Origin of the sequence: Candidatus Neomicrothrix sp. (assembly GCF_035329545.1) — a bacterium.
GTDB classification, from domain to species: domain Bacteria; phylum Actinomycetota; class Acidimicrobiia; order Acidimicrobiales; family Microtrichaceae; genus Microthrix; species Microthrix subdominans.
On record NZ_DAOLGP010000002.1, the window covers coordinates 172,686 to 196,702 of the forward strand.

A 24,017-nucleotide genomic window follows, 5' to 3' on the forward strand; every position below is an offset into this window, starting at 1 on the left:
GGAGGTGCCGACAGGCCCCTGGATATGGTTGCCACATGGGGAGATCGTTGACGGAGCAGCTCGTTCGATGGCCGGTGGACCTGGCCACCGAGGTGATCATGGTTCCCAGCACCCTCCGGTCGCTGCGTGAGACCGTCTCCGTGCTGCCGGCCACCATCCACGAGTTGCAGGCCCAGATCGACACGACCACCGCCGTCGTCAACCGTGCGGTCCCGCAGATCGAGCGGGTGGCCGAGCAGATCGGCGCCAACATCGACGGCGCAGTCGCGGTCGTCGATGCCATCGATGGCCGCATCGAACCGCTCCAACAGTCGCTGGACCGGGTCCTTCCCGATGTGTTGCGCCTGGTGGAGGTGGTCGACGGCAAGGTGCAGACGATCGGCGCCGACGTCAGCGAGTTGTCCGAGGCGCTGATGGTGGCGCTTCGGTTGATCCCCGGAGTTCGCAAGTCGTCCCGGGCGGCCGATCAGCTCAGGCGAGGATCGCCTGGCTGACCAGCTGGGTGAGCTGGCTGCGCAGCGGCCACGTACTCGACGGCAGCAGCTGGGTCATGAACAGCGCTGTGACCTCCTCGACCGGATCAACGTAGAAACCGGTCGAGGCGGCCCCTCCCCAGGAGAACGTTCCCGGCGAGGTGAGCACCTTGTTGGCCGCCGGGTCCACGACGACGGAGAACCCCAGCCCAAAACCGACCCCGGCGTAGGCGGTCTCGGCGAACATCGACCGGGCGTACCCGGCCAGGTCGGACCCGCCTGGCAGGTGGTTGCGGGTCATGTAGTCGACGGTGCGGGGGCTGAGCAGACGCACCCCGTTGCGCTCACCCTGGCGCAGCAGGAAGTCGCAGAAGCGCAGGTAGTCGTCCGCTGTCGACACCAGGCCACCGCCGCCCGACAGGAACGACGGCACGGTGCGGCTGACCGGCGCCAGCTCGTCGAAGCGCACCGCCTTCCTGGAGGCCGGGTCGGGCACGTGCAGCGCCGCCAGCCGGCTGCGCTGGTCCTCGGCCAGGCCGAAGGCAGTGTCGACCATGCCGAGCGGCCCCAGGATTCGTTCTGCCAGGAAGACGTCCAGGCTCTGCCCGCTGAGCACCTCGACCAGGCGGCCGAGCACGTCGGTGGACACCGAGTAGCACCAGGCGGTCCCCGGCTGAAACGCCAGCGGCAACCCCGCCCAGGTCTTCACTGCGTCGGCCAGGGTGACCCCGGCGGGGGCACCCAACTCGTAGCCGGCGTCCCGATACAGGGCATCGGTCGGGTGGCTGCGCTGAAAGCCGTAGGTGAGGCCCGAGGTGTGGGTGAGCAGGTGCCAGATCCGCAGCGGCTCGGTGATCGGCTCGGTGACCGGCGCCGTGCTGGAACCACCCCGCCACACGCGGGTGTCGGCAAACTCGGGCAGGTAGGCCTCAAGGGGGTCGGTCAGCTCGAAGCGACCCTCCTCGTAGAGCATCATCGCCGCCACCGACGTGATCGGCTTGGTCATCGAGTAGATGCGAAAGACGGTGTCGTCGGTGACCTGTCGCCCATCGGCGGGGTCGGCGGCGCCGTAGTTGGTTCGGTGTACCAGCTGGCCACGCCGGGTGACCGCGATGGTCCAACCGGGCAGGCGGCCATCGTCGACATAGGCGCGGAAGTGGTCGTCGATGCGCGCCAGACGTTCGGCGTCCATGCCCACCTTGGCGGGATCGGTCAGCTCCCGCACCTTCAGCACTGGTCCCCTGCGCTCCGGCAGCATCATCGTGTAGGCATCCTCTTCTGAGCTATTTTCAGCACCGTCAGCGCTCCCTGAAATCGGAACGACGGACCGTTATGAGGGTGAAGAGCGCTTCTCGGCTGGCTGCGGATGGAGCTGCGAGCAGCTCCCGCGACCGGGTCGCGTCCCGGAGCGCAGACAACAACGTCAGCTTGTCGAAGGACGCATCATGGTCGTAGTCAGCCAGATGTCGTCGCCCCTGAAGTTCGCTGAACAGTCTGAGCGCCTCGACCAGCGCCACATCCTTTGCAGCCATGTCTACGAGGGGCCCCCATGCCTGAGCGGGCTTTGGGAGTTCTGCGTGCGGGTCTCGCTTAAGAACGTTGGAGCGCTCGTCGATCATGTCAGCTGCCGCCGCCAGTTCTCCGTGCGACCAAGTGCGACGGATTTTGTTCTGGTCGAGCTGGGGTGCCGAACCAATAAGGTGCCGAGCAGCTTCGTCAGTGAGATGTTGAAAGACGGCGTAGTAGGCAGCGCTCGTGCCCCGCCGCAAGTCAACTTCCTTTGGACGCCCGCGTCGCGACGGAAGCAACGCCCGGGCGTGGTCCAACAGATCGTCGGGGCGGATCATTGACGGCCAGCACCGGCTTTCGTACCAAGGGATACCAACCACCGCCAACGGTCCATGTCGGTACCGGCGACCTTCGCTCGAAGCGCAGACGCCAAGACCTGCAGCTCATCCATCGGGTACTCCTCCGACGGAAGGTCGTCCGCTAGGTCGACATTGAGCTGAAACACATACAGAGGCTGGTCATCTCCCCCGATCGTCCGATGGACCGAGACTTCTGGGGCCAGATCGACGCGTTCGTAATCCTTGTTGAATGCCTCTGCCAGCTGCCGAGCCAATCTGTCGGCCTCTCCCAGCGCAAAGTCCTCTTCATTGAGGTCAGTCGAAGTGTGACGGCCCATGGAAAACCCTACCTGACCTTTTCGGACTGCGGGTTGGCAGTTTGGCACTGCTCAGCCGGCGAGGCGCTCCAGGGTGGCCTCGGCCTCGGTGACGATGTCGCCAAGCACCTCGGCGACCCTCGGCAGCGAGTCGATCACGCCGACCACCTGACCGGTGGGCAGGATTCCCACCTCGGCCTGGCCGTCGACCATCGCCGCCTTGGTCAGCATCGGCGCGTTGGCCGCCATCGCCAGCTGGGCCCAGGTGAGGTCCTGGTTCTTGCGCATCGCCAGCCCGGTCGTGATGAGGTCCTTCATCGAGGTGCCGGTCAGCGCCCGGAACTTCAGCGCGTTGCGCAGCGCGTTGGCCACCCGCACCGGGGCGATGCCCGACTCGAGCGCCGCGATGACGTCGGTGGCGATCACCCGCTGGGGCGCCCCGTCGATGGCGGTGGTGCGCACCGTGCCGGTCACCGGGGTCTTGAGGTAGATCGCCTTGATCTCGTCGGGCACGCCCGACTCGGCGGTGAGCAGAAAGCGGGTGCCCATGGCGATGCCGTCGGCCCCCTGGGCCAGCGCTGCCACCAGGCCGCGCCCGTCCCGATAGCCGCCGGCGCCGAGCACGATGACGCCGTCGCCGGTCGGGCCGGCCGTCGTGCCTGCACCGACCGCGTCGGCCACGTCGGGCACCAGAAGGCTGGTAGGCACTGCTCCAGTGTGGCCGCCGCCCTCGCCGCCCTGGGCGATGATGCAGGCGACCCCGAGGCCGGCCATTTTCTCGGCGTGTCGGCGTGCGCCGACGGTGACCATCGTGTGGATGCCGGCATCGTTGAGGCGGGTGACCACCTTGGCCGACGGGGGCCCGGCAAAAGACGCAACCGCCACGCCCCGCTCCTCCATCAGGCCCAGCCCCCTGTCCAGATCGGCCTGGGCGGGCAACAGGTTGACGCCGAACGGGGCGTCTGTGGCGGCCGCAACGCGGGTGATGGCGTCGTCGAGCTCGTCGAAGGTCATCGTCGCCGAGGCGAGGATGCCGAGACCGCCGGCGTTGGCGGTCGCCGCTGTCAGCGTCGCACCCGAGACCCAGCCCATGCCGGTCTGCACCACCGGCAGACGCACGCCCACCAGCTTGCTGAACCGTGTGGTGAGGGCAGCGTGCGTGGTGTTTGGCCCCTCACTCATTCGGGACTTCCCGTCCGGCGAGACCATCGGGATCGATCTGGTTGCGCAGCAGCGCCACCTCATCCGCGGTCGGAGCACGGGACTCGGGGACGTCGTCGGGTAGGGCCAGCTCGAAGCCGGTGGCGGCAACCACGTCATCGACGCTCGACCAGGGGTGAACCGAGCGCAGCCGGGCGCAGTGCACGCCGTTGGCGTCGGTGGCCTCAAAGTCGATGACGCACAGGTTGGTGACCACCCGGCGAATCTCGTGGAACCGTGAGGTCTCCGGGCCCAGCTCGGCGGCCCGGTCGTAGCCCACACCCGAGACGACGTCGACGGCCTCGACCAGCGACTTGGGCGAGTGATTGCCCACGAAGTAGCTGGTGGCGTGACTGATCGTGTTGCCCGGCGCCCCGCGGAAGCCCAGCAGCTGGGCCTTGGGCTTGTGCCAGTCGCCGATGGCGGCCAGGTTCTGGTTGCCGTAGCGGTCGACCTGGCTGGCGCCCATCATCACGTGGCGTTGGCCGTTCCAGAGCAGCTCGAACATGCGCCGGTAAGGGTTCCAGTGCTCGACGACGCGGTCGGGGTCGGGCCGTCCGACCGCGGGCGTGTTGGCGGTCAGGGTGGCGAGCCCGTCGGTGATCGCCAGGTCGGGCTCGAAGGAGGCCCGCGCCAGGCGGCCGCCGATCAGCGGCACGTTGCCGATCGGGTTGCAGAGGATCTCGCCGTCGCCCCGGAACGCCTCGGCGATGGCGACGGCGCAGTAGTCGGCGCGGGTGACATCTTGGTTGCTCATCGGGTGGCCTCCTGGCTGATCTGACGGCTGGGGTTGGCGATGAACGCGGCGAGCCACTCGTCCCACGCCTCGTCGCTCTTGGCGGTGGCGACGTAGGCCCGCTGGGCATCCTCGTCGCGTTCGTAGTCGGGCAGGCACTGGGTAAAGCCGGCGCCACCGGGGGCCTCGACGACGGCGTCGGTGTTCAACCGGCTGACCAGCAGGGTCTGCACCGGCCCCTCGTCGAGAAACTCGGCCGTGTCGACCAGGCGTTCGCAGCTGACGATCGCCCGGTCGGCTGCCCGCACAAACAGGTCATCGAAGAACGGGTCCTCGCCGAGCAACTGGGCGTTGCCCTGGGCGTCGGCGCGCTGGGCGTGAATCAGGGCGGCGTCCAGGTGCAGCGCCGGCACGGCGAGCAGCTCCTCGGGCTCACCGCCGTTGCGCCCGGGGTAGGGGCTGGTGACCATCTTCAGGTCCGGCATCACCCGGGGTACGTCGGAGCCCAGGCCACCGCGGGTGGGCAGGAACGGGAGGTTCCAGCCGGCGGCGTTCAGCCCGAGCAGGATCATGCCCTCGTCCCACTCGGCCGCCTCGATCGACCCGGTCTGGCGGGCGATGCGGTAGTGGGGCTCGAGCGGGATCGTGTCGAGGGTGACGAACCCGGAGATCACCTTGGCCACCTTGCCGGCGCGGCACAGGATGCCCACCTCGGGGCCGCCGTAGGCGACGACGGTGAGGTCGGTCAGGTCGTCGCGGGCGACAAGTTCGGCGATGAGCGCCAACGGCTTGCGCCTGGCCCCCCAGCCGCCGATGCCGATCGTCATTCCCGAGGTGATGTGCGAGGTCGCCTCGGCCGCTGTGGTGACTTTGTTGGCCACGTGGGCCCTCCTTGTTGAGACCTGAGTGATGCCGAACTGCGTGTTCAACATCTGAAGAACTGGTGGTGCCTTGCGCTCGCCGGTGGGGTCAGCGCTTGTAGGTCGGATCGCGTTTCTCGACGAAGGCGTCGCGGGCCTCGTCGGACACGCCGGACAGGTTGAGCTCGAACGTGAAGCCCTGCTCCATGCGGTAGCTGCGGCGCACGTCGACCGGATCGATGGCGTTCAGCGACTCCTTGGCCGCCCGGATCACCAGGTTGCTGTGGCGGGCGATCTGCTCGGCGATGCGCTCGGCGGTGGCCAACAGCTCGTCGCGTGGCACCACCTCGGCCACCGACCCCCACTCGTGCAACATCGAAACGTCGATCGGCTCGGCGGTATAGACCATCTGACGCATGCGGTGCGGGGGCACCAGCCGGGACAGGTGGGTGGCGGCGCCGAGCGCGCCCTGCTTCACCTCCGGCAGCCCAATGGTCGTGCCCTCGGCGGCGACGATGACGTCGGCGTTGCCGATCAGGCCGATGCCGCCGCCGAGCACGAAGTCGTGCACGGCACAGATCACCGGCACTTCGCAGTCATAGATGGCGCCGAAGGCCGCAGCACAGCCACGGTTGGCGCCGATCAGGGCGTCGAAGCCCTCGGTGTTCTGCATCTCCTTGATGTCGACACCGGCGTTGAAGCCCTTGCCTGCCGCCGAGAGGATGACCACCGCCACCTCCGGGTCACGCCCGGCCTCGGTGAGCAGTTCGGCCAGCTCGAACCAGCCGGCGACCATCAGGGCGTTGACCGGAGGGTTGTCCATCACCAGGTGGCGGATCCCGTTGGTGGTCGTAACTTCAAAGCCCATGGTGTTCGCCTCCACGCTGTGAGTGCTCGGAGCCATGGTCACCCGGCTCGAGCCTGCGATCGCGGCTCGCTCCCTGCGCCGGGACGACCCGTTCCCACACATCTGACGACGCGTCAGATTCTTGTGGCAACGTAGTCCAGCCCGCAGTCGAATTCGATCTGAGGAGAGGATCCCCCATGACGAACGCCCCCAACCCCCGCCCCACCCCGGTTGGCGATGCAGCCGACCCGTTGGACTTCTCCGGATCGGTCGTCCTGGTCACCGGCGGCTCGCGTGGCATCGGGCGGGGCATCAGCGAGGCCTTCCTCGGCCACGGTGCCGACGTGGTGATCTGCGGGCGCAACGAGCCGGACGAGCTTCCCTCCTCCGGGGGGCGGGAGGCCCGCTTCGTCGCCGCCGACGTCCGCGATGCCACCGCTGTCGACGCCTTGATCTCCGACATCGAGGCCACCGAGGGACGCCTGGACGTGGTCGTCAACAATGCCGGGGGCGCCCCGCACGTCGATGCCGCCGAGGTGAGCCCCAGGTTCCACGAGGCGATCATCGCACTCAACCTGACCGCCCCGCTCCACGTCGCCCAGCGGGCCAATCGGGTGATGCGTACCCAGGACACCGGTGGGTCGATCATTAACATCGCCTCGGTCTCAGGCGTTCGGCCGTCGCCGGGAACCGCCGCCTACGGCGCGGCCAAGGCCGGATTGATCGGACTCACCCAGTCCCTCGCTGTGGAGTGGGCCCCCAAAGTGCGGCTCAACGCCGTCGTCGCCGGCCTGATCGAGACCGAGCAGGCGCACCTGCACTACGGCGACGAGGAGGGCGTCGCGGCGGTGGCCGCCACCGTGCCGCTCGGTCGCATGGGCACTCCGACCGATCTGGCCAACGCCTGCGTCTTCCTGGCGTCCCCGCTAGCGTCCTACGTCACCGGGTCGACCCTCACGGTGCACGGGGGCGGCGAACGGCCAGCGTTCCTCGAGGAGGCCCAAGTTGATCACGAAGATTGCAGCTAGGCCGGTGCCACAGCGGGCCCTCCCCCGTCCCTTCCGGCCTGATCATGGTCGCTAACCCCCAACCCAAGAAGTCCCCAATCAAAGCAATCGTCATCGCAATCATCGTCGCCACAGCGACACTGCTCCTCGCCGGCGTGTTCCTCGGGGCCCGCGACTGGAACCCCGGGCCCGGCCCGAAAGGCGAGTACAACGCGAAGCTCAACATCGAGACGTCGGACGTTGCCGAAGCGCACGACGACGTCCGCGTCATCATTCAACAAAGCCATCAAGGTCAGCTCGAGAAAGAAAACACCGACCTCCCCCGCAAGGCGTTCGGGATCATTCCCCGGCGGTCCGAGACGGTCATGACGTTTCGTGTCCCGGCCGCCCAGTTCGACGCTGCGTTGGCCGACCTCAACACGGCTGGCGTGGGCACCGTGGTCGACCAGGAGATCAGGGGCCGCGACGACATCGAGCGCCGGAGCGAACTCACCGAGATCGCCCAGATCCTTGACGAACGTCTGACGACGGAGCCTGCAACCGACGACAGCGACCAAGAGGCGGTCGAAGCCCAGAAGAAGCTTCAGGAGCTGGCCGAGACGGCCAACTTCCCGGTGATCGTTGTGCAGATCCAGCCGGGCCGGGGAATCCTCGGTTCGACAACCTGGCTGCTCCTCAGCCGCACGGTTTGGCTGCTCATAGGCATCGGCATCGGATTCGTTTGGATGCGGCGCAAGACCCACCACAAGCCCAGCCCGGTGATCGGCCCGGTTGAGGAGGACCCCCGCCAAAACAGCCCGGAGAAGAACCCTGGCGTGCAGGATTGGGGTCAGACGACCTGACCCGTTCGACGCTGTGGATCGGGATCTGACAAGGTTTGTCTCAAGATCTGACGCATCGTCAGGTTTGGGCCCGCACCCCACCTCGATCGTCTGCCCCGCCCCGGACCCCAGGAGAACGCCATGAGCGCTCAGCAGTCCACCAACCCGACAGCGCAGCTTGCCATCGAGGGCTGGTTCGAGACCGATCCCGAGCCGGCGTTGATCGGCTCGCGCTGCATCGGCTCGGGCACCTACTTCTTTCCGCCCACCGACACCTCCCGGGCTCCGGGCCACGCCGGCGGCGCCACCGAGCCGGTTCGGCTGAGCACCCGAGGCACGCTGTGGAGCTACACCTCGGCCGGCTATCAGCCGCCGGCGCCGTACATCGAACCACCGGGCGGTTTCGAGCCGTTTGCCATCGCTGCGGTCGAACTGGCCGAGGAGGGGCTGGTCGTACTCGGCCAGGTGCCGAGCGACGTCGGCATGGCCGATTTGAAGGTGGGAATGGAAATGGAGCTCGTCATCGACACGCTCTTCGTCGACGATGACGGCGAGCGGGTGGTGTGGAAGTGGCGCCCTGCCGCCAACACCACAGCATCGAGCAACGCAACGGCATCGGGCCCGGCCGAGGAGGCAACGCAATGAGCAGCACCAACGAGGTCGCCGTCGCCGGCGTCGGCATGCACCCGTGGGGCAAGTGGGGTCACAACTTCGTGACCTACGGCGTCCATGCCGCTCTTGCTGCGCTGAGCGACGCCGGTATCCCGTGGGAGGACGTCGGCTTCGTGTCCGGCGCCGACACGATGCGCAACGGCTATCCCGGCTACGTCGCAGGAGCGACGTTCGCCCAGGCACTCGGGTGGACCGGCGTGCCGGTGACGTCGAACTACGGGGCGTGTGCCTCCGGCGCCATGGCGATCGAGGCCGCTCGAGCCCGCATCCTGTCGGGACGCTGCGACGTTGCGTTGGTTGTCGGTGCCGACACCACCCCCAAGGGTTTCCTGGCCCCGCAGGGCGGCGAGCGCACCACCGATCCGGACTGGCTGCGCTTTCGCCTGCTCGGGGCAACCAACCCCACCTACTTCGGCATGTACGCCCGGCGCCGCATCGACCTCTTCGGGGCGACCGTCGACGACTTCACCGCGGTGAAGCTCAAGAACGCCAAGCACGGCCTCAACAACCCGTACGCCCGCTACCGCAAAGCGTTCACGGCTGAGGACGTCGCCGCCTCGCCGGTGGTCGCCGATCCCTTGCACCTGCTGCACATCTGCGCCACCTCTGACGGCGGCGCGGCGATGGTGCTCACCTCGATGGAGTACGCCAAGAAGCGTGGTCTTGACCGCCCGGTGAGGGTGGCGGCGGTGTCGACGACGACGCCGACCTACCCCAACACGGTCATCGAGATGCCGCACTTCGCCACCGACTCGACGGTGGGCTATCCCCTGCCGGAACGCACCTTCAAGCAGAGCATCGGGCACTCCGCCTACGAGGAGGCGGGCCTCGGTCCCGAGGACGTCGACGTCGCCGAGGTGTACGACCTGTCCGCCGCCTTGGAGCTCGACTGGTACGAGGACCTGGGCTTCTGCGAGCCCGGCGAGGCCGAAGGGATGATCCGAGAGGGCGCAACCACCCTGGGCGGACGCCTGCCGGTCAACCCGTCGGGCGGCCTGGCCTGCTTCGGCGAGGCCGTGCCCGCACAGGCGATCGCTCAGGCCTGCGAGCTCACCTGGCAGCTGCGCGGCGAGGCGGAGGGCCGTCAGGTCGAGGACGCCAAGGTGGGCATCACCGCCAACCAAGGCCTGTTCGGCCACGGATCCTCGGTCATCCTGACCCGCTGAGCCCTGTCCCGACGGTCGCCGCCGCTCCGGGGCGGTCAGCCCGCTACCGTCGCGCCGGTGAGCCGATCCCCGCGGGAACACGAGATACCCGGTGCCTCAACGGCTGACTGCGCCCGGGGATCGGGTGCACGCCCGAGCAGCGGCGCCCCGAGACCCGAGGGACACCCCGACCGCAGCGCCTGGGCCGATCACCTGGCGGAGCGAACCGAGTCGATCCGCGCAGCTGGACGGTGGCGGACGACGCGCACCTACGACGCGCTCGGCCCCCGCGGGACCCTCGATTCGGCCGCCGCCCCGATCGTCACGTTTGCCTCCAACGACTATCTCGGTCTGAGCGCCCACCCGGCGGTGATCGAGGCGGCGGTGACGGCCACCCGCCGCTGGGGCACGGGGGCGGGTGCGTCCCGGCTGGTCTGCGGCACACGGCCGGTTCACGACCAGCTCGAGGCCCGGCTTGCCCGTTGGAAGGGCACCGAGGCGGCGCTGGTGTTCCCGACCGGCTTCGCCGCCAACCTGGGAGTGCTCAGCGTGCTCGGTGGCCCCGGCGCCCGGATCGTCTCCGACGAGCTCAACCACGCCTCGATCATCGATGGCGCACGGCTGGCCAGCGCCGACGTGGCGATCTATCCCCACCTCGACCTCGCTGAGGCGTCCCGGCTGATCTCCGAATGGCCGGGCCGGTCGGTGCTGGTCACCGATGCGGTGTTCTCGATGGATGGCGACGCCGTCGATCTGGCAGAGGCGCTCGAGCGCTGCGCCCGGCACGACGCTGCTCTGGTGGTGGACGAGGCCCACTCGGTATGGGGCCCTCATCTCCCCGACACCACGGGGTCGGACGGTCCTCCGGTGGTCCGGGTGGGCACGCTGTCGAAGACCCTCGGTGCCTTGGGGGGCTTCGTCGCCGCCTCCCGGTCGGTCATCGACCTGCTGGTCAACGCCGCCCGGCCATTCATCTTCTCGACCGGGCTCTCCCCCGGTGACGCCGCCGCCGCCCTCGCCGCGCTCGACGTCGTGGGCTCACCGAAAGGCGAGGATCTGGTGGCGCGGCTCCGGGCCCACACCGACCGGCTGGCCCCCGATCACCCCAGCCCGATCGTGCCGATCATCATCGGCGACGAGCGATGGGCGGTGGCGGCCTCCGAGGCGCTCCTCAAGCTCGGCTACTGGGTGCCGGCCATCCGGCCGCCAACCGTGGCGCCCGGCACCAGCCGCCTGCGCATCACGTTCTCCGCCGCTCACAGCGACGAGGACGTCGATGGGCTGCTGGCCTCGCTCGCCCGGCTGGGCCTGGGATGAGCGAGCCCAGCATCGACGGTGCGGTTCGGCCGAACCTGCTCGTCGCCTGCGTCGGCACCGCCACCGAGGTGGGCAAGACCTGGGTGGGGGCCCAGGTGGTCGAGTCGTTGCGCCATCGGTCCATCGACGTGGCGGCCCGCAAGCCCGCCGAGAGCTTCGCCGGCCATGGGCACGACCCGCTCGACTCCACGGTGCTCGCCCACGCCAGCGGCGAACCCATCGACCACGTCACCCCACCCCATCGGCGCTACGGCGTCGCCCTCGCACCGCCGATGGCGGCCAAGCAGCTTGGCCTGCCGCCTCCATTCCTTGCGGCACTGCTCTCCGAGCTGACCTGGCCCCGGGGGTGCCGCGTGGGCTGGCTGGAGACGGTGGGCGGGGTCCGTTCGCCGGTGGCGGCCGACGCCGACTCGCTCGCGCTGTGCGCCGCCGTCGCCCCCGACGTGGTCGTGCTGGTCGGCGATGCGTCGCTGGGGGCGATCGGGGCGGCCCGATCGGCCATCGACTCGATTGCGCTCGGTGCGCCGGCGCTGGTCGATCGAACCGTCGTGCTGCTGAACCGTTTCGACCCCGCCGACGCCGACCATCGAGAGAACCAACGCTGGCTGGCCGCGCACCTGTCCCAGCCGGTCCTCACCGACGTCGAAGCGCTGGTCGAGCATCTCGCCGTCCCACTACGGCGCACCGGCGGCTCCTCGGACCTGGGTGGGGAAAGCGCACGGGAAGACGGTCGTTAGCCTGGCCCAATGCCGACATCAGATCCCGCCGATCGCCCCTACGACGTGGTGCTCTTCGGAGCGACCGGCTTCGTGGGCAAGCTCACCGCCAGGCATCTGGCGGCCCACGCCGACGACTCGACCCGAATCGCGCTCGCCGGTCGCTCCCTGTCCCGCCTGGAGCAGACCCGCGCCGAGCTTGGCGGGGCCGCCGCCGACTGGCCATGGATCGTGGCTGACGCCGACGAGCCCGACACGATCACCGCGCTCGCGGAACAGACCCGGGTGGTCGCCACCACGGTCGGCCCCTACGCCAGGTGGGGTCTGCCACTCGTCGAGGCCTGTGCCCGGGCGGGTACCCACTACGCCGACCTCACCGGCGAGGTGCTGTTCGTACGCGACAGCATCGACCGATTCCACGACACGGCCGTCGCCTCGGGAGCTCGCATCGTGCACTCCTGCGGGTTCGATTCGGTGCCCTCCGACCTGGCGGTCATGGTGGCTGCCCGCGAGGCGGACACTGCCCACGGCGATCCGTTGAGCGAGGCCACTCTGGTCGTCGTCTCGGCCAAAGGCGGCGTGAGCGGTGGCACGATCGATTCGATCCGCAACCAGGTTGCGGTCATGGCTGCCGACCCGTCCAAGCGTCGCATCGGGATGGACCCCTATGCGCTCAGCCCCAATCGGGCAGCCGAGGCCGACCTTGGGCCGCAGCGCGACGTGGGCCCGCCCCGCTACGACCGCCGGCTGGGCATGTGGGTGGCACCGTTCGTCATGGCGCCATACAACACCCGGATCGTGCGGCGCAGTAACGCGCTACTCGACCACGCCTACGGCCGCCGGATGCGCTACTCGGAGGTGATCGGCTTCGACTCGCCGATTACCGGGCCGTTCCTGGCCACCGGCATCGCCGCCGGCACGGTCGCCGGTGCGGCCGCCATGGCATTCGGTCCCACCCGCTCGCTGCTCGACCGGGTGTTGCCCTCCCCCGGGGAGGGGCCCGACGCCGAGACCCGCGCCAACGGCCACTTCCGCGTCGATGTGCATGCCACCACCGCCGGGGGCCGCAAGGTGGTCTCGACGGTCGCCGCCGACGGCGATCCGGGCTATGCAGCCACCGCTGTCATGTTGGGCCAGAGCGCCTTGGCTCTGGCCATCGATGGTGACGCGCTCCCAGAGGCTGCCGGCGTGCTTACCCCGGCCACCGGGATTGGTCGGGCGCTGGTCGACCGGCTGATCACCCGCAACTTCGACATCTCGATCCGCTAACCCGGGGCCAATCGCACAGCACCTCTCGGCAACTCGGGAGCCCAAACAACCGCCAGACCGCGCCCTGGGCTCCCCAGTTCGCCCTGGTGACGGCGGCTCACCGCAACTCGGGAGCCCAAACAACCGCCAGACCGCGCCCTGCACTCCCCAGTTCGCCGGGTAAGGGTCAGGTAAGGGTCAGGTTCGCCGGTAAGGGCCGGGGCCGGACGCGGCACTGCCCGACAGCCGTCGCTGCCGGGCAGGGCCGTAGTCATCGGTGGCGGCACACGTCGTGCCGCCCGGCTAGCCGCCGACGCCGGCTTCGGGGGTGGTCCCGGCGTCGGGCAGGGAGCCGATCACGCCACTGCCCTCGGCGGGCGCTGCTGCGCCGACCAACTCGGCGTTGGCGCCGGCCTGCTGTGCCAGGTAATCGGCACCGCCCTGTCCGTCGTCGTCGGAGCTGAAGTACGCCATCGGCTCGTAGTCGGGGGCATAGGTGTCGATCTCGGTGAAGCGCTCCATACCGGTACCGGCTGGGATGAGCTTGCCGATGATGATGTTCTCCTTCAACCCCATCAGGCCGTCGTAACGGCTCTCGATGGCGGCCTCGGTGAGCACCCGGGTGGTCTCCTGGAACGACGCTGCCGACAGCCACGAATCGGTGGCCAGCGACGCCTTGGTGATGCCCATCAGCTCCGGGCGGCCGTCGGCTGGGCGACGACCCTCTTGAAGCAGGCGGGCGTTGGTCTCACGGAACGTCTGGGAATCGACGCGCTCGCCGGGCAGGAACGACGAGTCGCCAGGCTCCTGAATGGCCACGCGGCGGGTCATCTGGCGGACGATCAACTCGATGTGCTTGTCGTGGATCGACACACCCTGGTCGCGGTACACCTTCTGTACCTGGTCGACCAGGTACCGCTGGGTGGAGTACACGCCCTGGATGTCCATCAGCTCCTTCGGGTCGCGAGGACCCTCGACCATCGGGTCGCCGGCGGTGATCTCGTGACCGTCGGCTACCTCGAGGCGAGCCTCGCGGGCCACCGTGTAGGTGTCCTCCTCGCCGTCGTCGGAGACGATCGTGATCACGCGGCCCTTGCCGTCGTCCTCGCCGATGCGCACGAGGCCGGAGGTGCGAGCCAGCACGGCCTTGTTCTTCGGGGTACGGGCCTCGAAGAGCTCGACCACGCGGGGCAGACCACCGGTGATGTCGCCGCCGGCGGAGGCGATACCGCCGGTGTGGAAGGTACGCATGGTCAGCTGGGTACCGGGCTCGCCGATCGACTGAGCGCCGATGACGCCCACCGCTTCGCCGGGCTCGATCGTCTTCGACGTGGCGAGCGACGTGCCGTAGCCCTTGGCGGTGATGCCGAAGGTGGACTCGTCGGTCAGCGGCGACAGCACCCGAACCCGGGTGACCGAGTCGTCATCTCGCAGGGTGGCCATCAACTCGAGGCCAACCTCGGTGCCCTTTTCGACAACCCGGCCATCGCTCAGCGTGATGTCATCGGCCAGGGTGCGGCTGAACAGGCGGGTATCGAGGTAGCTCTTCACGGCGCGGTCGCTGGGCGACGTGCGCTCGGTGCCGACGAAGTTGCCGTCGGCGTCGGAGAAGCCGTCGGGGTGCACCTCGTTGACCCAGATACCGCGAACCGGACCACCGGTGGAGAAGGGGTCCTCCTCGTTGATGATCAGTTCCTGGGCGACGTCGACCAAGCGGCGGGTGAGGTACCCCGAGTCGGCGGTACGCAGCGCCGTGTCGACCAGGCCCTTACGGGCGCCAGGCGTGGCGATGAAGTACTCCAACACATCCAACCCCTCACGGAAGTTGGACTTGATCGGGCGAGGAATCATGTCGCCGCGAGGGTTGGCCACCAGGCCACGCATGCCGGCGATCTGACGTACCTGCATCATGTTTCCGCGGGCACCGGAGCCGACCATCATGTTCAGCGAGTTGAACTTCTCGTTGCCCATCGCCTCGGACACGGCCTCGGTCACCTCGGTGGTGGCCTCCGACCAGATCTCGACCGCTTTCTGGATGCGCTCGCCGTCGGTGATGACACCACGGCGGAAGTTGCGCTCCACCTTCTCGGTGTCGTCCTCGAAGCGGTCGAGGATCGACTTCTTCGACTCCGGGGTCTTGACGTCGGAGATCGCCATGGTCAGACCCGACTTGGTCGACCATTTGAGGGTCAGTTCCTTCAACAGGTCGAGGCTGTGAGCGACGGTCGAGTTGGGGTAGAAGATCACCAACTGGTCGACCAGATCGGACATCTCGTTCTTGCGGATCGAGTGGTTCCAGTAGGGGAAGTCCTCAGGCAGCACGGTGTTGAACAACACTCGGCCGGCGGTGGTTTCCAGCCGGTCGGAGCCGTCGGGGCCAGGACGCAGCGTGATGCGGGCGTGGGCCTCGAGCATGCCGGCCTCGATGTCGCGCTCGACCTGCTCGAGGTGGCGGTAGGTACGCCCCTCGCCGATCGCGCCGTCTTCGGGCTCGGTGAGGTAGTAGGCGCCGATGAGCATTTCCTTGGTCGGTGTGACCATGGGGCGACCGTGGGCGGGCGACAACAGGTTGTGCGCCGACAGCATCAGCACCCGGGCCTCGGCCTGGGCCTCGGCGCTCAGCGGCAGGTGCACCGCCATCTGGTCGCCGTCGAAGTCGGCGTTGAACGCAGTGCACACCAGCGGATGGATCTGGATTGCCTTGCCTTCGACCAGCACCGGCTCGAAGGCCTGGATACCGAGGCGGTGCAGGGTTGGTGCCCGGTTCAACATGACCGGGTGCTCGCGGATGACGTCCTCGAGGACGTCGTAGACCGCCGAGCGGCGCCGCTCGACCATGCGCTTGGCCGACTTGATGTTCTGGGCCAGCTCACGGTCGACGAGCGCCTTCATCACGAAGGGCTTGAACAGCTCGAGGGCCATCAGCTTGGGCAGGCCGCACTGGTGCAGCTTCAGCGTGGGACCAACCACGATGACCGAGCGGCCGGAGTAGTCGACGCGCTTGCCCAGCAGGTTCTGGCGGAACCGGCCCTGCTTGCCCTTCAGCATGTCCGACAGCGACTTCAGCGGGCGGTTGCCCGGCCCGGTGACGGGACGGCCACGGCGGCCGTTGTCGAACAGTGCGTCGACGGCCTCCTGCAGCATGCGCTTTTCGTTGTTGACGATGATCTCGGGTGCGCCCAGGTCCAACAGTCGCTTCAGGCGGTTGTTGCGGTTGATCACGCGGCGGTACAGGTCGTTCAGGTCGGAGGTGGCAAAGCGGCCACCGTCCAGCTGCACCATCGGGCGCAGTTCCGGCGGGATCACCGGCACCACGTCGAGGATCATGGCCCGCGGGTCGTTCTCGCGGGCGCCCTCTTCGGCGGTGCGGTTGAAGGCGGCAACGATCTTGAGGCGCTTGATCGCCTTCTGCTTGCGCTGGGCCGACAGTGGCTTCTGGCCCTCGGCCGGGTCGATCTGCGCCCGCAGCTTGACCTCTTCCTCCACCAGGTCGATCTCCTCGATCAACAGCTTGATGGCCTCGGCGCCCATGCCGCCGGTGAAGTAGTCGCCGTAGCGGTCCTCCAGCTCACGCCAGAGCTCTTCGTCCTCGATGATCTGACGGGCGTGCAGGCTCTTGAACTCGTCCCACACCCGCTCGAGGAGGTCGAACTCCTCCTCGTAACGCTCGCGGATGGCGGTCAGGTCCTTCTCCGCAGCCTTCTGGCGGTTGCGGATTTCGGCGTCCTTTGCACCACCCTTTTCCAGCTTGCGAACCTCGCCCTCGAGCTCGTCGTGGCGCTCGGCCAGCTCCAGCTCGAGCTCCTTGTTGATCTCGTCACGCTCGGCCAGGTAGTCGGCCTCCAGGCTCTGGAGGTCCTCGTCGCGCTGGTCGACGTCGATCGTCACCACCAGGTTGGCGGCGAAGTAGATCACCTTCTCCAGCTGCTTGGCCTTGAACTCCTCTTTGGGCTCGGTGCCCGACAGCAGGTAGGCCAGCCACGAGCGGGTGCCGCGGAGGTACCAGATGTGAACCGACGGGGCGGCCAGCTCGATGTGCCCCATGCGCTCGCGCCGAACCTTGGAGCGGGTCACCTCAACGCCGCAGCGCTCGCAGATGATGCCGCGGAAGCGCACCCGCTTGTACTTGCCGCAGTAGCACTCCCAGTCTTTCGTGGGACCGAAGATCTTCTCGCAGAACAAGCCGTCCTTCTCTGGCTTGAGCGTGCGGTAGTTGATGGTCTCCGGCTTCTTGACCTCGCCGTTGGACCACATACGGATCTGTTCGGCGGTGGCGAGTCCGATGCGCAACTGGGAAAAGTTGTTGACGTCAAGCATGAAAGGCGCTGGCTCCTCTATCTGGGCTTGTCTGGCTTGCTGGTGTGGCGGTGCGTTCTTGAAAGGGTCTCAGGTTGCAGGCGGGCGCAACGGGTCAGCCGCGCATGGCGGGGCGACGCATGTCGTCCTCGTCCGAGCCACGCTCGGGGCGGGACAGGTCGATGCCCAGCTCCTCGGCGGCACGGAAGAACTCCTCGTCGAGCTCCCGCATCTGAATCTCGTCGCCTTCCTCGGAGAGGACCTCGACATTGAGGCAGAGCGCCTGCATCTCCTTGATGAGCACCTTGAAGCTCTCGGGGATGCCCGGCTCGGGGATGTTCTCGCCCTTCACGATGGCCTCGTACACCTTGACCCGCCCGAGCGTGTCGTCGGACTTGATCGTGAGCAGTTCCTGCAGGCAGTAGGCGGCGCCATAGGCCTCCAGGGCCCACACCTCCATCTCACCGAAGCGCTGACCACCGAACTGGGCCTTACCACCAAGCGGCTGCTGGGTGATCATGGAGTACGGGCCGGTGGAGCGGGCGTGGATCTTGTCGTCCACCAGGTGGGCCAGCTTCAGGATGTACATGTAGCCGATGGAGATCGACTGGTGGAACGGCTCGCCGGTCAGACCGTTGAACAGCGTGGTCTTGCCGGTGGTCTCGATCAGCCGCTGACCGTCGACGCCCTCGGGGTTGAGGTTCTCGAAGATCTTCTGGATGGTCGGGTGCTTGCCGGCCAGCTCGGTCTCGTCCCACTTGGCGCCGTCGAACACCGGGGTGGCGATCAACGTGGCGGGCCGTGTGGTGGGCCGCGTCTTGGTCTCGGTGCCACGCAGCGGCGGCTCACCGATGAAGTCGCCCTCGTTCTGCCAGCCCCAACGGGCCGCCCAACCGAGGTGGGTCTCCAGCACCTGTCCCACGTTCATGCGGGACGGAACGCCCAGCGGTGTCAGCACGATGTCAACCGGGGTGCCGTCGGCCAGGTAAGGCATGTCCTCGATGGGCATGATCCGGCTGATGACGCCCTTGTTGCCGTGGCGTCCGGCCAGCTTGTCGCCGACCGAGATCTTGCGCTTCTGGGCCACGTAGACCCGAACCAGCTGGTTGACGCCGGGAGCCAGCTCGTGATGCTCTTCACGGCTGAACACCTTGACGTCGATCACCTTGCCCTGCTCGCCGTGGGGCACCTTCAGCGAGGTGTCGCGCACTTCGCGGGCCTTCTCACCGAAGATGGCCCGCAACAGGCGCTCTTCGGGGGTCAGCTCGGTTTCGCCCTTGGGCGTCACCTTGCCCACCAGCACATCGCCGGCGTCCACCTCGGCGCCGATGCGCACGATGCCGCGCTCGTCGAGGTCGGCCAGGATCTCTTCGGAGAGGTTCGGAATGTCCCGGGTGATCTCCTCTTCGCCCAGCTTGGTGTCGCGGGCGTCCACCTCATACTCGTGGATGTGGATCGAGGTGAGGACGTCGTCCTTCACCAGCCGTTCCGACAAGATGATGGCGTCGTCGTAGTTGTAGCCCTCCCACAGCATGAAGGCGATCAGCAGGTTCTTGCCCAGTGCCAGCTCGCCGTTGTCGGTGGAGGGACCCTCCGCCAGGATGTCGCCTTCGACGATCCTCTGGCCGGCGGCCACGCGGGGCCGCTGGTTGATCGAGGTGTCCTGGTTGGAACGCTCGAACTTGTGCAGGCGGTAGCTCTTGCGACCCGTCTTGGCGTACTCCACGGTGATGGTGCGTCCATCCACCTGGGTGACGATGCCGTTGTCCTCGGCGATCACCATGTTGGCGGCGTCGCGTGCGGCCCGGGGCTCGATGCCGGTGCCGATGAACGGGGCCTCGGCACGCACCAGCGGCACGGCCTGCTTCTGCATGTTGGCGCCCATGAGCGCCCGGTTGGCGTCGTCGTGCTCGAGGAACGGAATGAGGGCGGCGCCGACCGACACGATCTGCTTCGGCGACACGTCCATCAGCTGAACCTCGGCGGGCACCACCAGCTCGATGGCGGTGGTGGCACCGAGGAACACGTCGCGCTCCAGCTGCAACCTGAGGTCCTGGAGGGATGCGGCCTGCGGCGAGCGGCGCACCAGCACACGCTCGTCGAGGAAGGTGCCGTCTTCGTCGAGCCGGGCGTTGGCCTGGGCGACGGTGTAGAGCTCCTCCTCATCGGCGGGCAGCCAGACGATCTCGCTGGTGGCCACGCCGTCGGTGACCTTGCGGTACGGGGTCTCGATGAAGCCGAACTCGTTGACCCGGGCGTAGGTGGCCAGGGCCCCGATCAGGCCGATGTTGGGGCCTTCCGGTGTTTCGATGGGGCACATGCGGCCGTAGTGGCTGAAGTGCACGTCTCGCACTTCGAAGCCCGCACGCTCACGGGACAGGCCGCCGGGGCCGAGCGCCGACAGGCGGCGACGGTGGGTGAGGCCCGACAGCGGGTTCACCTGGTCCATGAACTGGCTCAGCTGGGAGGTTCCGAAGAACTCCTTGATCGCAGCGACCACAGGGCGGATGTTGATCAGGGTCTGGGGCGTGATCGCCTCGACGTCCTGGGTGGTCATGCGCTCGCGCACCACCCGCTCCATGCGGCTCAGGCCGATGCGGACCTGGTTCTGGATCAGCTCGCCCACCGACCGGATGCGGCGGTTGGCGAAGTGGTCCTGGTCGTCCAGGCGGTAACCGGGGGTTCCGGCGGCCAGGTTCAACAGATAGGTGGTGGCTGCGAGCAGCTCCACCCGCGACAGCACGGACAGATCTGCGTCGGGCACGTCGACGTGGCCCTCGAGCATGGGGAACACCTCGAGCAGGTGCTGCACCTCGGGGCCGAGCTTGCGGTTCAGCTTGTAGCGGCCGACCCGGGACAGGTCGTAACGACGGCTCTCGAAGAAGGCGTTCTGGAAGTAGTTGCGCGAGGACTCGGGCGTGGCCGGCTCACCGGGCCGGGCACGCTTGTAGATCTCGATCAACGCCTCTTCCTGGGTGGGTGCCAGGTCCTGGTCCTTCTCCCACTGCCCCTCGAGGAAGTCGAAGTGACGCACGAACGCGTCGAGGAAACCGGGGACGTTGTCTTCACCGAAGCCCAATGCCCGGATGAGCACGAACAGGCTGAGACGACGCTTGCGGGCCACGCGGGTGCCGGCGGTGACGTCCTTGCCGGGCTTCTGCTCGACGTCGAACTCGATCCACTCACCTCGGTAGGGGTGAACCGTGCCGGTAACCAGCTGGTGCTTGGACAGGTTGCGCAGGCGGAAGCGTTCCCCTGGCTGGAAGATCACGCCGGGCGAACGGACCAGCTGCGACACGACGACACGCTCGGTGCCGTTGATCACGAACGTGCCCCGGTCCGTCATCATGGGGAAGTCGCCCATGAACACGGTCTGTTCCTTGATCTCGCCCGTGTTCTGGTTGACGAACCGCGCCTTCACGAAGATGGGCGCCGAGTAGGTCATGTCCTTTTCTTTGCACTCCTCCACCGTGAACTTGGGTGGGGGGCGCAGATCCTCGTCGTGAGGATCGAACTCCAGCTCGAGGCTGAGCGTCTCGGTGAAATCTCGAATGGGCGAGATATCCCGGAAGGCGTTGGCCAAGCCGAAGTCAACGAACCATTTGAAGGACTTCCGTTGAACGGCGATGAGGTCCGGGATGTCCAAAACCTCTTGGAGGTTTCCGAACGAATAGCGTTCCCGAAGCGGTGGTGCTGACGACAAGGCCTACTCCTCGCTGACGCGATGCAATCGTGGTGAGTTCCGTGCCGAGGCGCGCAAGGTCCCCGGGGATGGATCCAGGGGGAAGAACGGGCGCTGGCACGGCTAAGAGAGTCTAGGACTCCCCAGGGGCAGCCCACAAGGCGCGATCCGCAGAAATCTCCACGATGAGCACAGACTCGGATCTCAGTCGACCACGAGGTTGCGCTGCAGGATAGGAAGATCAGGCCGGATCGTCAACGGTTTGTGCCAACTTGTTCTCCCCCGACGGCTCGTCGGGGCGGCGCAGACGGATGAGGTAGTGGGCATACGGGGCCAGAGCATGGTCAAGCCGTCGCTGTTCTTCGACGACCAGCCCGGCGGCCTCAAAGATCTGGGCCATCTCCCCGACCGGGCGGCAGTGGATCGGTTCGGGGCCGGCGACCAGCCGGTCGTGCAGCCGGTTCCAGTGGTATTTCCAGCGGGGGGCCACGTCCAGGTCCTTGACCAACGCCTGCCCACCGGGAACGAGCGCCGCCGCAACCGCCTGGGCCACCCGAGCATGGCTCTCCGCCGGGAAGTGGTGCAGGGCGTCGCAGATCAGCACCGTGTCGTACACGGCCGGCTCGTCGATCGCCGTGGCGTCACCTCGTCGCAGCGTGACCCGGGGGCTGCGCTCCTGAGTGCTGGCGATCAGGTCCACCTTGGCCTCGTCGAGGTCGATACCGACGAACTCCAGGTTGGGGTTGGTCTCGGCCAGATAGCGCTCCAGCATGCACAGCCCGCTGCCCAGCGACAGCACCCGCCCGCTGCGTCCGCGCAGCTCGGCATCGAGCGGGCCGACTGGCGCCACCAGGAAACGAGCGACGACGAAGGCTCGGGTCACCGGAGGCGCGCCCCGGTAGGAGGCGATCGTCGAGCGCAACGCGGCGAGGTTCATCGGTCGGCCAGGGCCATGGAGGGTCACCGGATCCTGCCAGTACACCTGGCTGAGCGATTGAGGACTCCAGGAAGCTAGCGGCCCGGCCCATCCGATCGCACAGCCCTCCTGGTTCGGTCACAAAGCCCTTCAGGTTCGATGCCCTAGCCTGCGGGAGCCGTTTGAACTCCCCGCAGCGAGATCGCCCCAAGGTTCGGACATGATTCGATGAGCACGACCGAACCCCCCCGGCGGCCCGCCGAGCGCCACACGTGGTGGCGAACCTTCGGCCTGTTGACGTTGGCGGGGGTGGCGTGGGTGCTGGCGACGCCGTTGATGACCGGCCCCGATGAGGTCTACCAGGCCAGGCGGGCCGCAGCCGTGGTGCGCGGCCAACTGACGGGGAACGAAACCTCGCTCTCCCCGTTGTTGGTCGAGGTGAAGGTTCCAGAAAGCTATCGACGGGCCGACGAGGTGGAGCGCTGCTTCCTCGGCGATTTGGTGGAGGGAGTCCCCCAGGAGGGTATGAAGCTCCCACCCTCAGACTGTCCCCCGTTTGGCGGGTCAGACCGGATCGTTGGCGCCAACACCGGTCAATACAGGGGCCAGCCCTTCTTTTATGCTCTGGTCGGGCTGCCGACGCTGATCGACTCCGGGGCTGCCGGCGCGTACCTCATGCGGCTCATTGGTGTGGTCGCCACAACGGCGCTGCTGGCCTCTGCGACGGTCTCGGTTCGCCGAAGCCAACGGTCCCGCTTGGCATGGCTGGCGCTGTTCGGCACCGTGACCCCGATGACGATGTATCTGTCGGCCTCGACCAACCCGAGCGCCGTCGAGATCGCCGCCGCCCTCGGAGTCTGGGCCACGGGCATGCTGCTTGCGCGAAGCGACGTCGAGTTCACCCGCCGGGAGGTCGCCAGGTTCGGCATGGCCCTCATCGTCCTCATCGGGGCGCGAGGACTCGGCCCCGCCTTCGCCGTGCTGCTGCTCGTCCTGCTCTCGGCGATGGCCGGCAGATCCAGGATGGTGCACCTCGCTCGACGGGTCGACGTGTGGGGTTGGGCGGTCGGGGCCGGGGCGATGACCGTCGCCTCAGCCGCCTGGCTCTGGACGATCCAGCGCGACTTCCCGCTCCCCGACCGCCCAGGATCGGGCTGGGCCACCGCCGTCAGCTATCTGCCCTTCTACCTGCGCCAATCGGTCGGCGTGTTTGGCCAGAACGACAGCGCGTTACCCGAACTCGCCGTTTGGGCATGGGTGGTGACCCTGCTCGTCGTCTTCGCCGTCGGAGTGTGGCGTTGCACGCCGAGGGCGGCGATCATCGCCGGCCTGACACTGATCGGGGGCCTGACGATTTCGGTGACGGCGGAGGGGCTCAGCCTGCCCCCCATCGGGTTCTTCTGGCAGGGTCGCTACGCCCTACCGCTGCTGCTGGGCGCTTTCTTGGTCGCCACCTGTTCCTCGCCTCGCCGGAACGCCGATGACCGAGGCATCGAAACGTCGGCACAGATCACCAGAGAACCGGTGAGGCCGGGCGACCTCGGATCATTGCTCCGTCAACCCGAGACCTCGACAACCGCCGTCCGAGTTGCGCTGAACGTGTTCCTCACCGTCCACGCCATCGGGTTCCTGAGCGTTGCCCGCCACCACGGGGCCAAAGGAGGTGCTCCGCTGAGTTGGTGGAACCTGCTCGTCCATCCCCGCTGGAGCCCACCGCTCACCTTCCCGGTGCTCCTCGTCGTCTACGTGGGCGCCCTGGGAGCGTTGGCCTGGGGGATCGGACGCTCGGACGCGACACCGCCTCCCAGCGAAACGCTGGGAGGCGGTATCGATCACATAGCTCTTCGCCTGACCGCTCATCGCGAGACCAGCAAACCAGCCTCGTGATCGAGCTGCGCCGCAGCTCAAGCTCCGTGC

General features: G+C 67.7%; 19 protein-coding genes. 9 read left to right on the forward strand and 10 right to left on the reverse strand.

The features are described from left to right. Nucleotides 1-35: 35 nt before the first annotated feature. Nucleotides 36-494 carry a hypothetical protein gene (locus tag PKD89_RS02275; RefSeq protein WP_287375875.1) on the forward strand — a complete coding sequence of 153 codons (459 nt, stop codon included), beginning with the start codon at nucleotides 36-38 and terminating at the stop codon, nucleotides 492-494. Here the strand turns inward: PKD89_RS02275 and PKD89_RS02280 are convergent. From PKD89_RS02280 to PKD89_RS02310, 7 genes are all read right to left on the reverse strand, one after another. Further along, complete coding sequence (locus tag PKD89_RS02280; protein ID WP_289011745.1) at nucleotides 472-1,734, reverse strand: serine hydrolase domain-containing protein; 1,263 nt, start codon at nucleotides 1,732-1,734, stop codon at nucleotides 472-474. The genes PKD89_RS02275 and PKD89_RS02280 overlap by 23 nt on opposite strands. A 37-nt stretch (nucleotides 1,735-1,771) precedes the next feature. Continuing rightward, a complete protein-coding gene (locus PKD89_RS02285) occupies nucleotides 1,772-2,320 on the reverse strand; it encodes a hypothetical protein (RefSeq protein ID WP_289011746.1) in 549 nt (182 codons plus the stop codon). After that, nucleotides 2,317-2,658 carry a hypothetical protein gene (locus tag PKD89_RS02290; protein ID WP_287375864.1) on the reverse strand — a complete coding sequence of 114 codons (342 nt, stop codon included), beginning with the start codon at nucleotides 2,656-2,658 and terminating at the stop codon, nucleotides 2,317-2,319. The genes PKD89_RS02285 and PKD89_RS02290 overlap by 4 nt, the downstream gene beginning before the upstream one ends. A 51-nt stretch (nucleotides 2,659-2,709) precedes the next feature. Continuing rightward, nucleotides 2,710-3,819: a nitronate monooxygenase gene (locus PKD89_RS02295; protein ID WP_324332251.1), complete on the reverse strand. Its 1,110-nt coding sequence runs from the start codon at nucleotides 3,817-3,819 to the stop codon at nucleotides 2,710-2,712. Continuing rightward, nucleotides 3,812-4,594: a CoA-transferase subunit beta gene (locus tag PKD89_RS02300; RefSeq protein ID WP_289011750.1), complete on the reverse strand. Its 783-nt coding sequence runs from the start codon at nucleotides 4,592-4,594 to the stop codon at nucleotides 3,812-3,814. The genes PKD89_RS02295 and PKD89_RS02300 overlap by 8 nt, the downstream gene beginning before the upstream one ends. Beyond that, complete coding sequence (locus tag PKD89_RS02305) at nucleotides 4,591-5,454, reverse strand: CoA transferase subunit A (protein WP_289011752.1); 864 nt, start codon at nucleotides 5,452-5,454, stop codon at nucleotides 4,591-4,593. Before PKD89_RS02305 ends, PKD89_RS02300 begins: the two co-directional genes overlap by 4 nt. A gap of 88 nt (nucleotides 5,455-5,542) precedes the next feature. After that, entirely contained in the window at nucleotides 5,543-6,301 is a 759-nt protein-coding gene (locus PKD89_RS02310; RefSeq protein ID WP_289011754.1) for an enoyl-CoA hydratase family protein, read from the reverse strand. 176 nt (nucleotides 6,302-6,477) lie between these two features. Between PKD89_RS02310 and PKD89_RS02315 the strand changes: the two genes are divergently transcribed. From PKD89_RS02315 to PKD89_RS02345, 7 genes are all read left to right on the forward strand, one after another. Beyond that, nucleotides 6,478-7,308 (forward strand): SDR family oxidoreductase, encoded by an 831-nt coding sequence (locus tag PKD89_RS02315; protein WP_289011756.1) that lies wholly within the window; start codon nucleotides 6,478-6,480, stop codon nucleotides 7,306-7,308. A gap of 44 nt (nucleotides 7,309-7,352) precedes the next feature. Beyond that, nucleotides 7,353-8,129 (forward strand): DUF4349 domain-containing protein, encoded by a 777-nt coding sequence (locus PKD89_RS02320; protein ID WP_289011758.1) that lies wholly within the window; start codon nucleotides 7,353-7,355, stop codon nucleotides 8,127-8,129. Between the two features lie 120 nt (nucleotides 8,130-8,249). Further along, nucleotides 8,250-8,753: a Zn-ribbon domain-containing OB-fold protein gene (locus PKD89_RS02325; protein WP_287375845.1), complete on the forward strand. Its 504-nt coding sequence runs from the start codon at nucleotides 8,250-8,252 to the stop codon at nucleotides 8,751-8,753. Next, nucleotides 8,750-9,946 (forward strand): lipid-transfer protein, encoded by a 1,197-nt coding sequence (locus PKD89_RS02330; protein ID WP_289011761.1) that lies wholly within the window; start codon nucleotides 8,750-8,752, stop codon nucleotides 9,944-9,946. The genes PKD89_RS02325 and PKD89_RS02330 overlap by 4 nt, the downstream gene beginning before the upstream one ends. Before the next feature lie 57 nt (nucleotides 9,947-10,003). Continuing rightward, nucleotides 10,004-11,242 (forward strand): aminotransferase class I/II-fold pyridoxal phosphate-dependent enzyme, encoded by a 1,239-nt coding sequence (locus PKD89_RS02335; protein ID WP_289011763.1) that lies wholly within the window; start codon nucleotides 10,004-10,006, stop codon nucleotides 11,240-11,242. Beyond that, the gene (gene bioD, locus PKD89_RS02340; RefSeq protein ID WP_289011765.1) at nucleotides 11,239-11,979 is read left to right on the forward strand and encodes an ATP-dependent dethiobiotin synthetase BioD; all 741 of its coding nucleotides are present in this window, start codon (nucleotides 11,239-11,241) and stop codon (nucleotides 11,977-11,979) included. The genes PKD89_RS02335 and bioD overlap by 4 nt, the downstream gene beginning before the upstream one ends. Before the next feature lie 9 nt (nucleotides 11,980-11,988). Further along, nucleotides 11,989-13,227: a saccharopine dehydrogenase family protein gene (locus tag PKD89_RS02345; protein ID WP_289011767.1), complete on the forward strand. Its 1,239-nt coding sequence runs from the start codon at nucleotides 11,989-11,991 to the stop codon at nucleotides 13,225-13,227. Between the two features lie 282 nt (nucleotides 13,228-13,509). Here PKD89_RS02345 and PKD89_RS02350 read toward each other — a convergent pair whose 3' ends face one another. From PKD89_RS02350 to PKD89_RS02360, 3 genes are all read right to left on the reverse strand, one after another. After that, nucleotides 13,510-17,523 carry a DNA-directed RNA polymerase subunit beta' gene (locus PKD89_RS02350; RefSeq protein WP_324332252.1) on the reverse strand — a complete coding sequence of 1,338 codons (4,014 nt, stop codon included), beginning with the start codon at nucleotides 17,521-17,523 and terminating at the stop codon, nucleotides 13,510-13,512. A 94-nt stretch (nucleotides 17,524-17,617) separates the two neighbouring features. Beyond that, nucleotides 17,618-21,205 carry a DNA-directed RNA polymerase subunit beta gene (locus tag PKD89_RS02355; RefSeq protein WP_289011770.1) on the reverse strand — a complete coding sequence of 1,196 codons (3,588 nt, stop codon included), beginning with the start codon at nucleotides 21,203-21,205 and terminating at the stop codon, nucleotides 17,618-17,620. Between the two features lie 220 nt (nucleotides 21,206-21,425). Further along, nucleotides 21,426-22,121: a class I SAM-dependent methyltransferase gene (locus tag PKD89_RS02360; protein ID WP_289011772.1), complete on the reverse strand. Its 696-nt coding sequence runs from the start codon at nucleotides 22,119-22,121 to the stop codon at nucleotides 21,426-21,428. A 207-nt stretch (nucleotides 22,122-22,328) separates the two neighbouring features. On the opposite strand from PKD89_RS02360, the gene PKD89_RS02365 reads away from it, so the two are divergent. Further along, nucleotides 22,329-23,987: a DUF2142 domain-containing protein gene (locus tag PKD89_RS02365; protein ID WP_289011774.1), complete on the forward strand. Its 1,659-nt coding sequence runs from the start codon at nucleotides 22,329-22,331 to the stop codon at nucleotides 23,985-23,987. The last annotated feature ends 30 nt before the right edge of the window (nucleotides 23,988-24,017 follow it).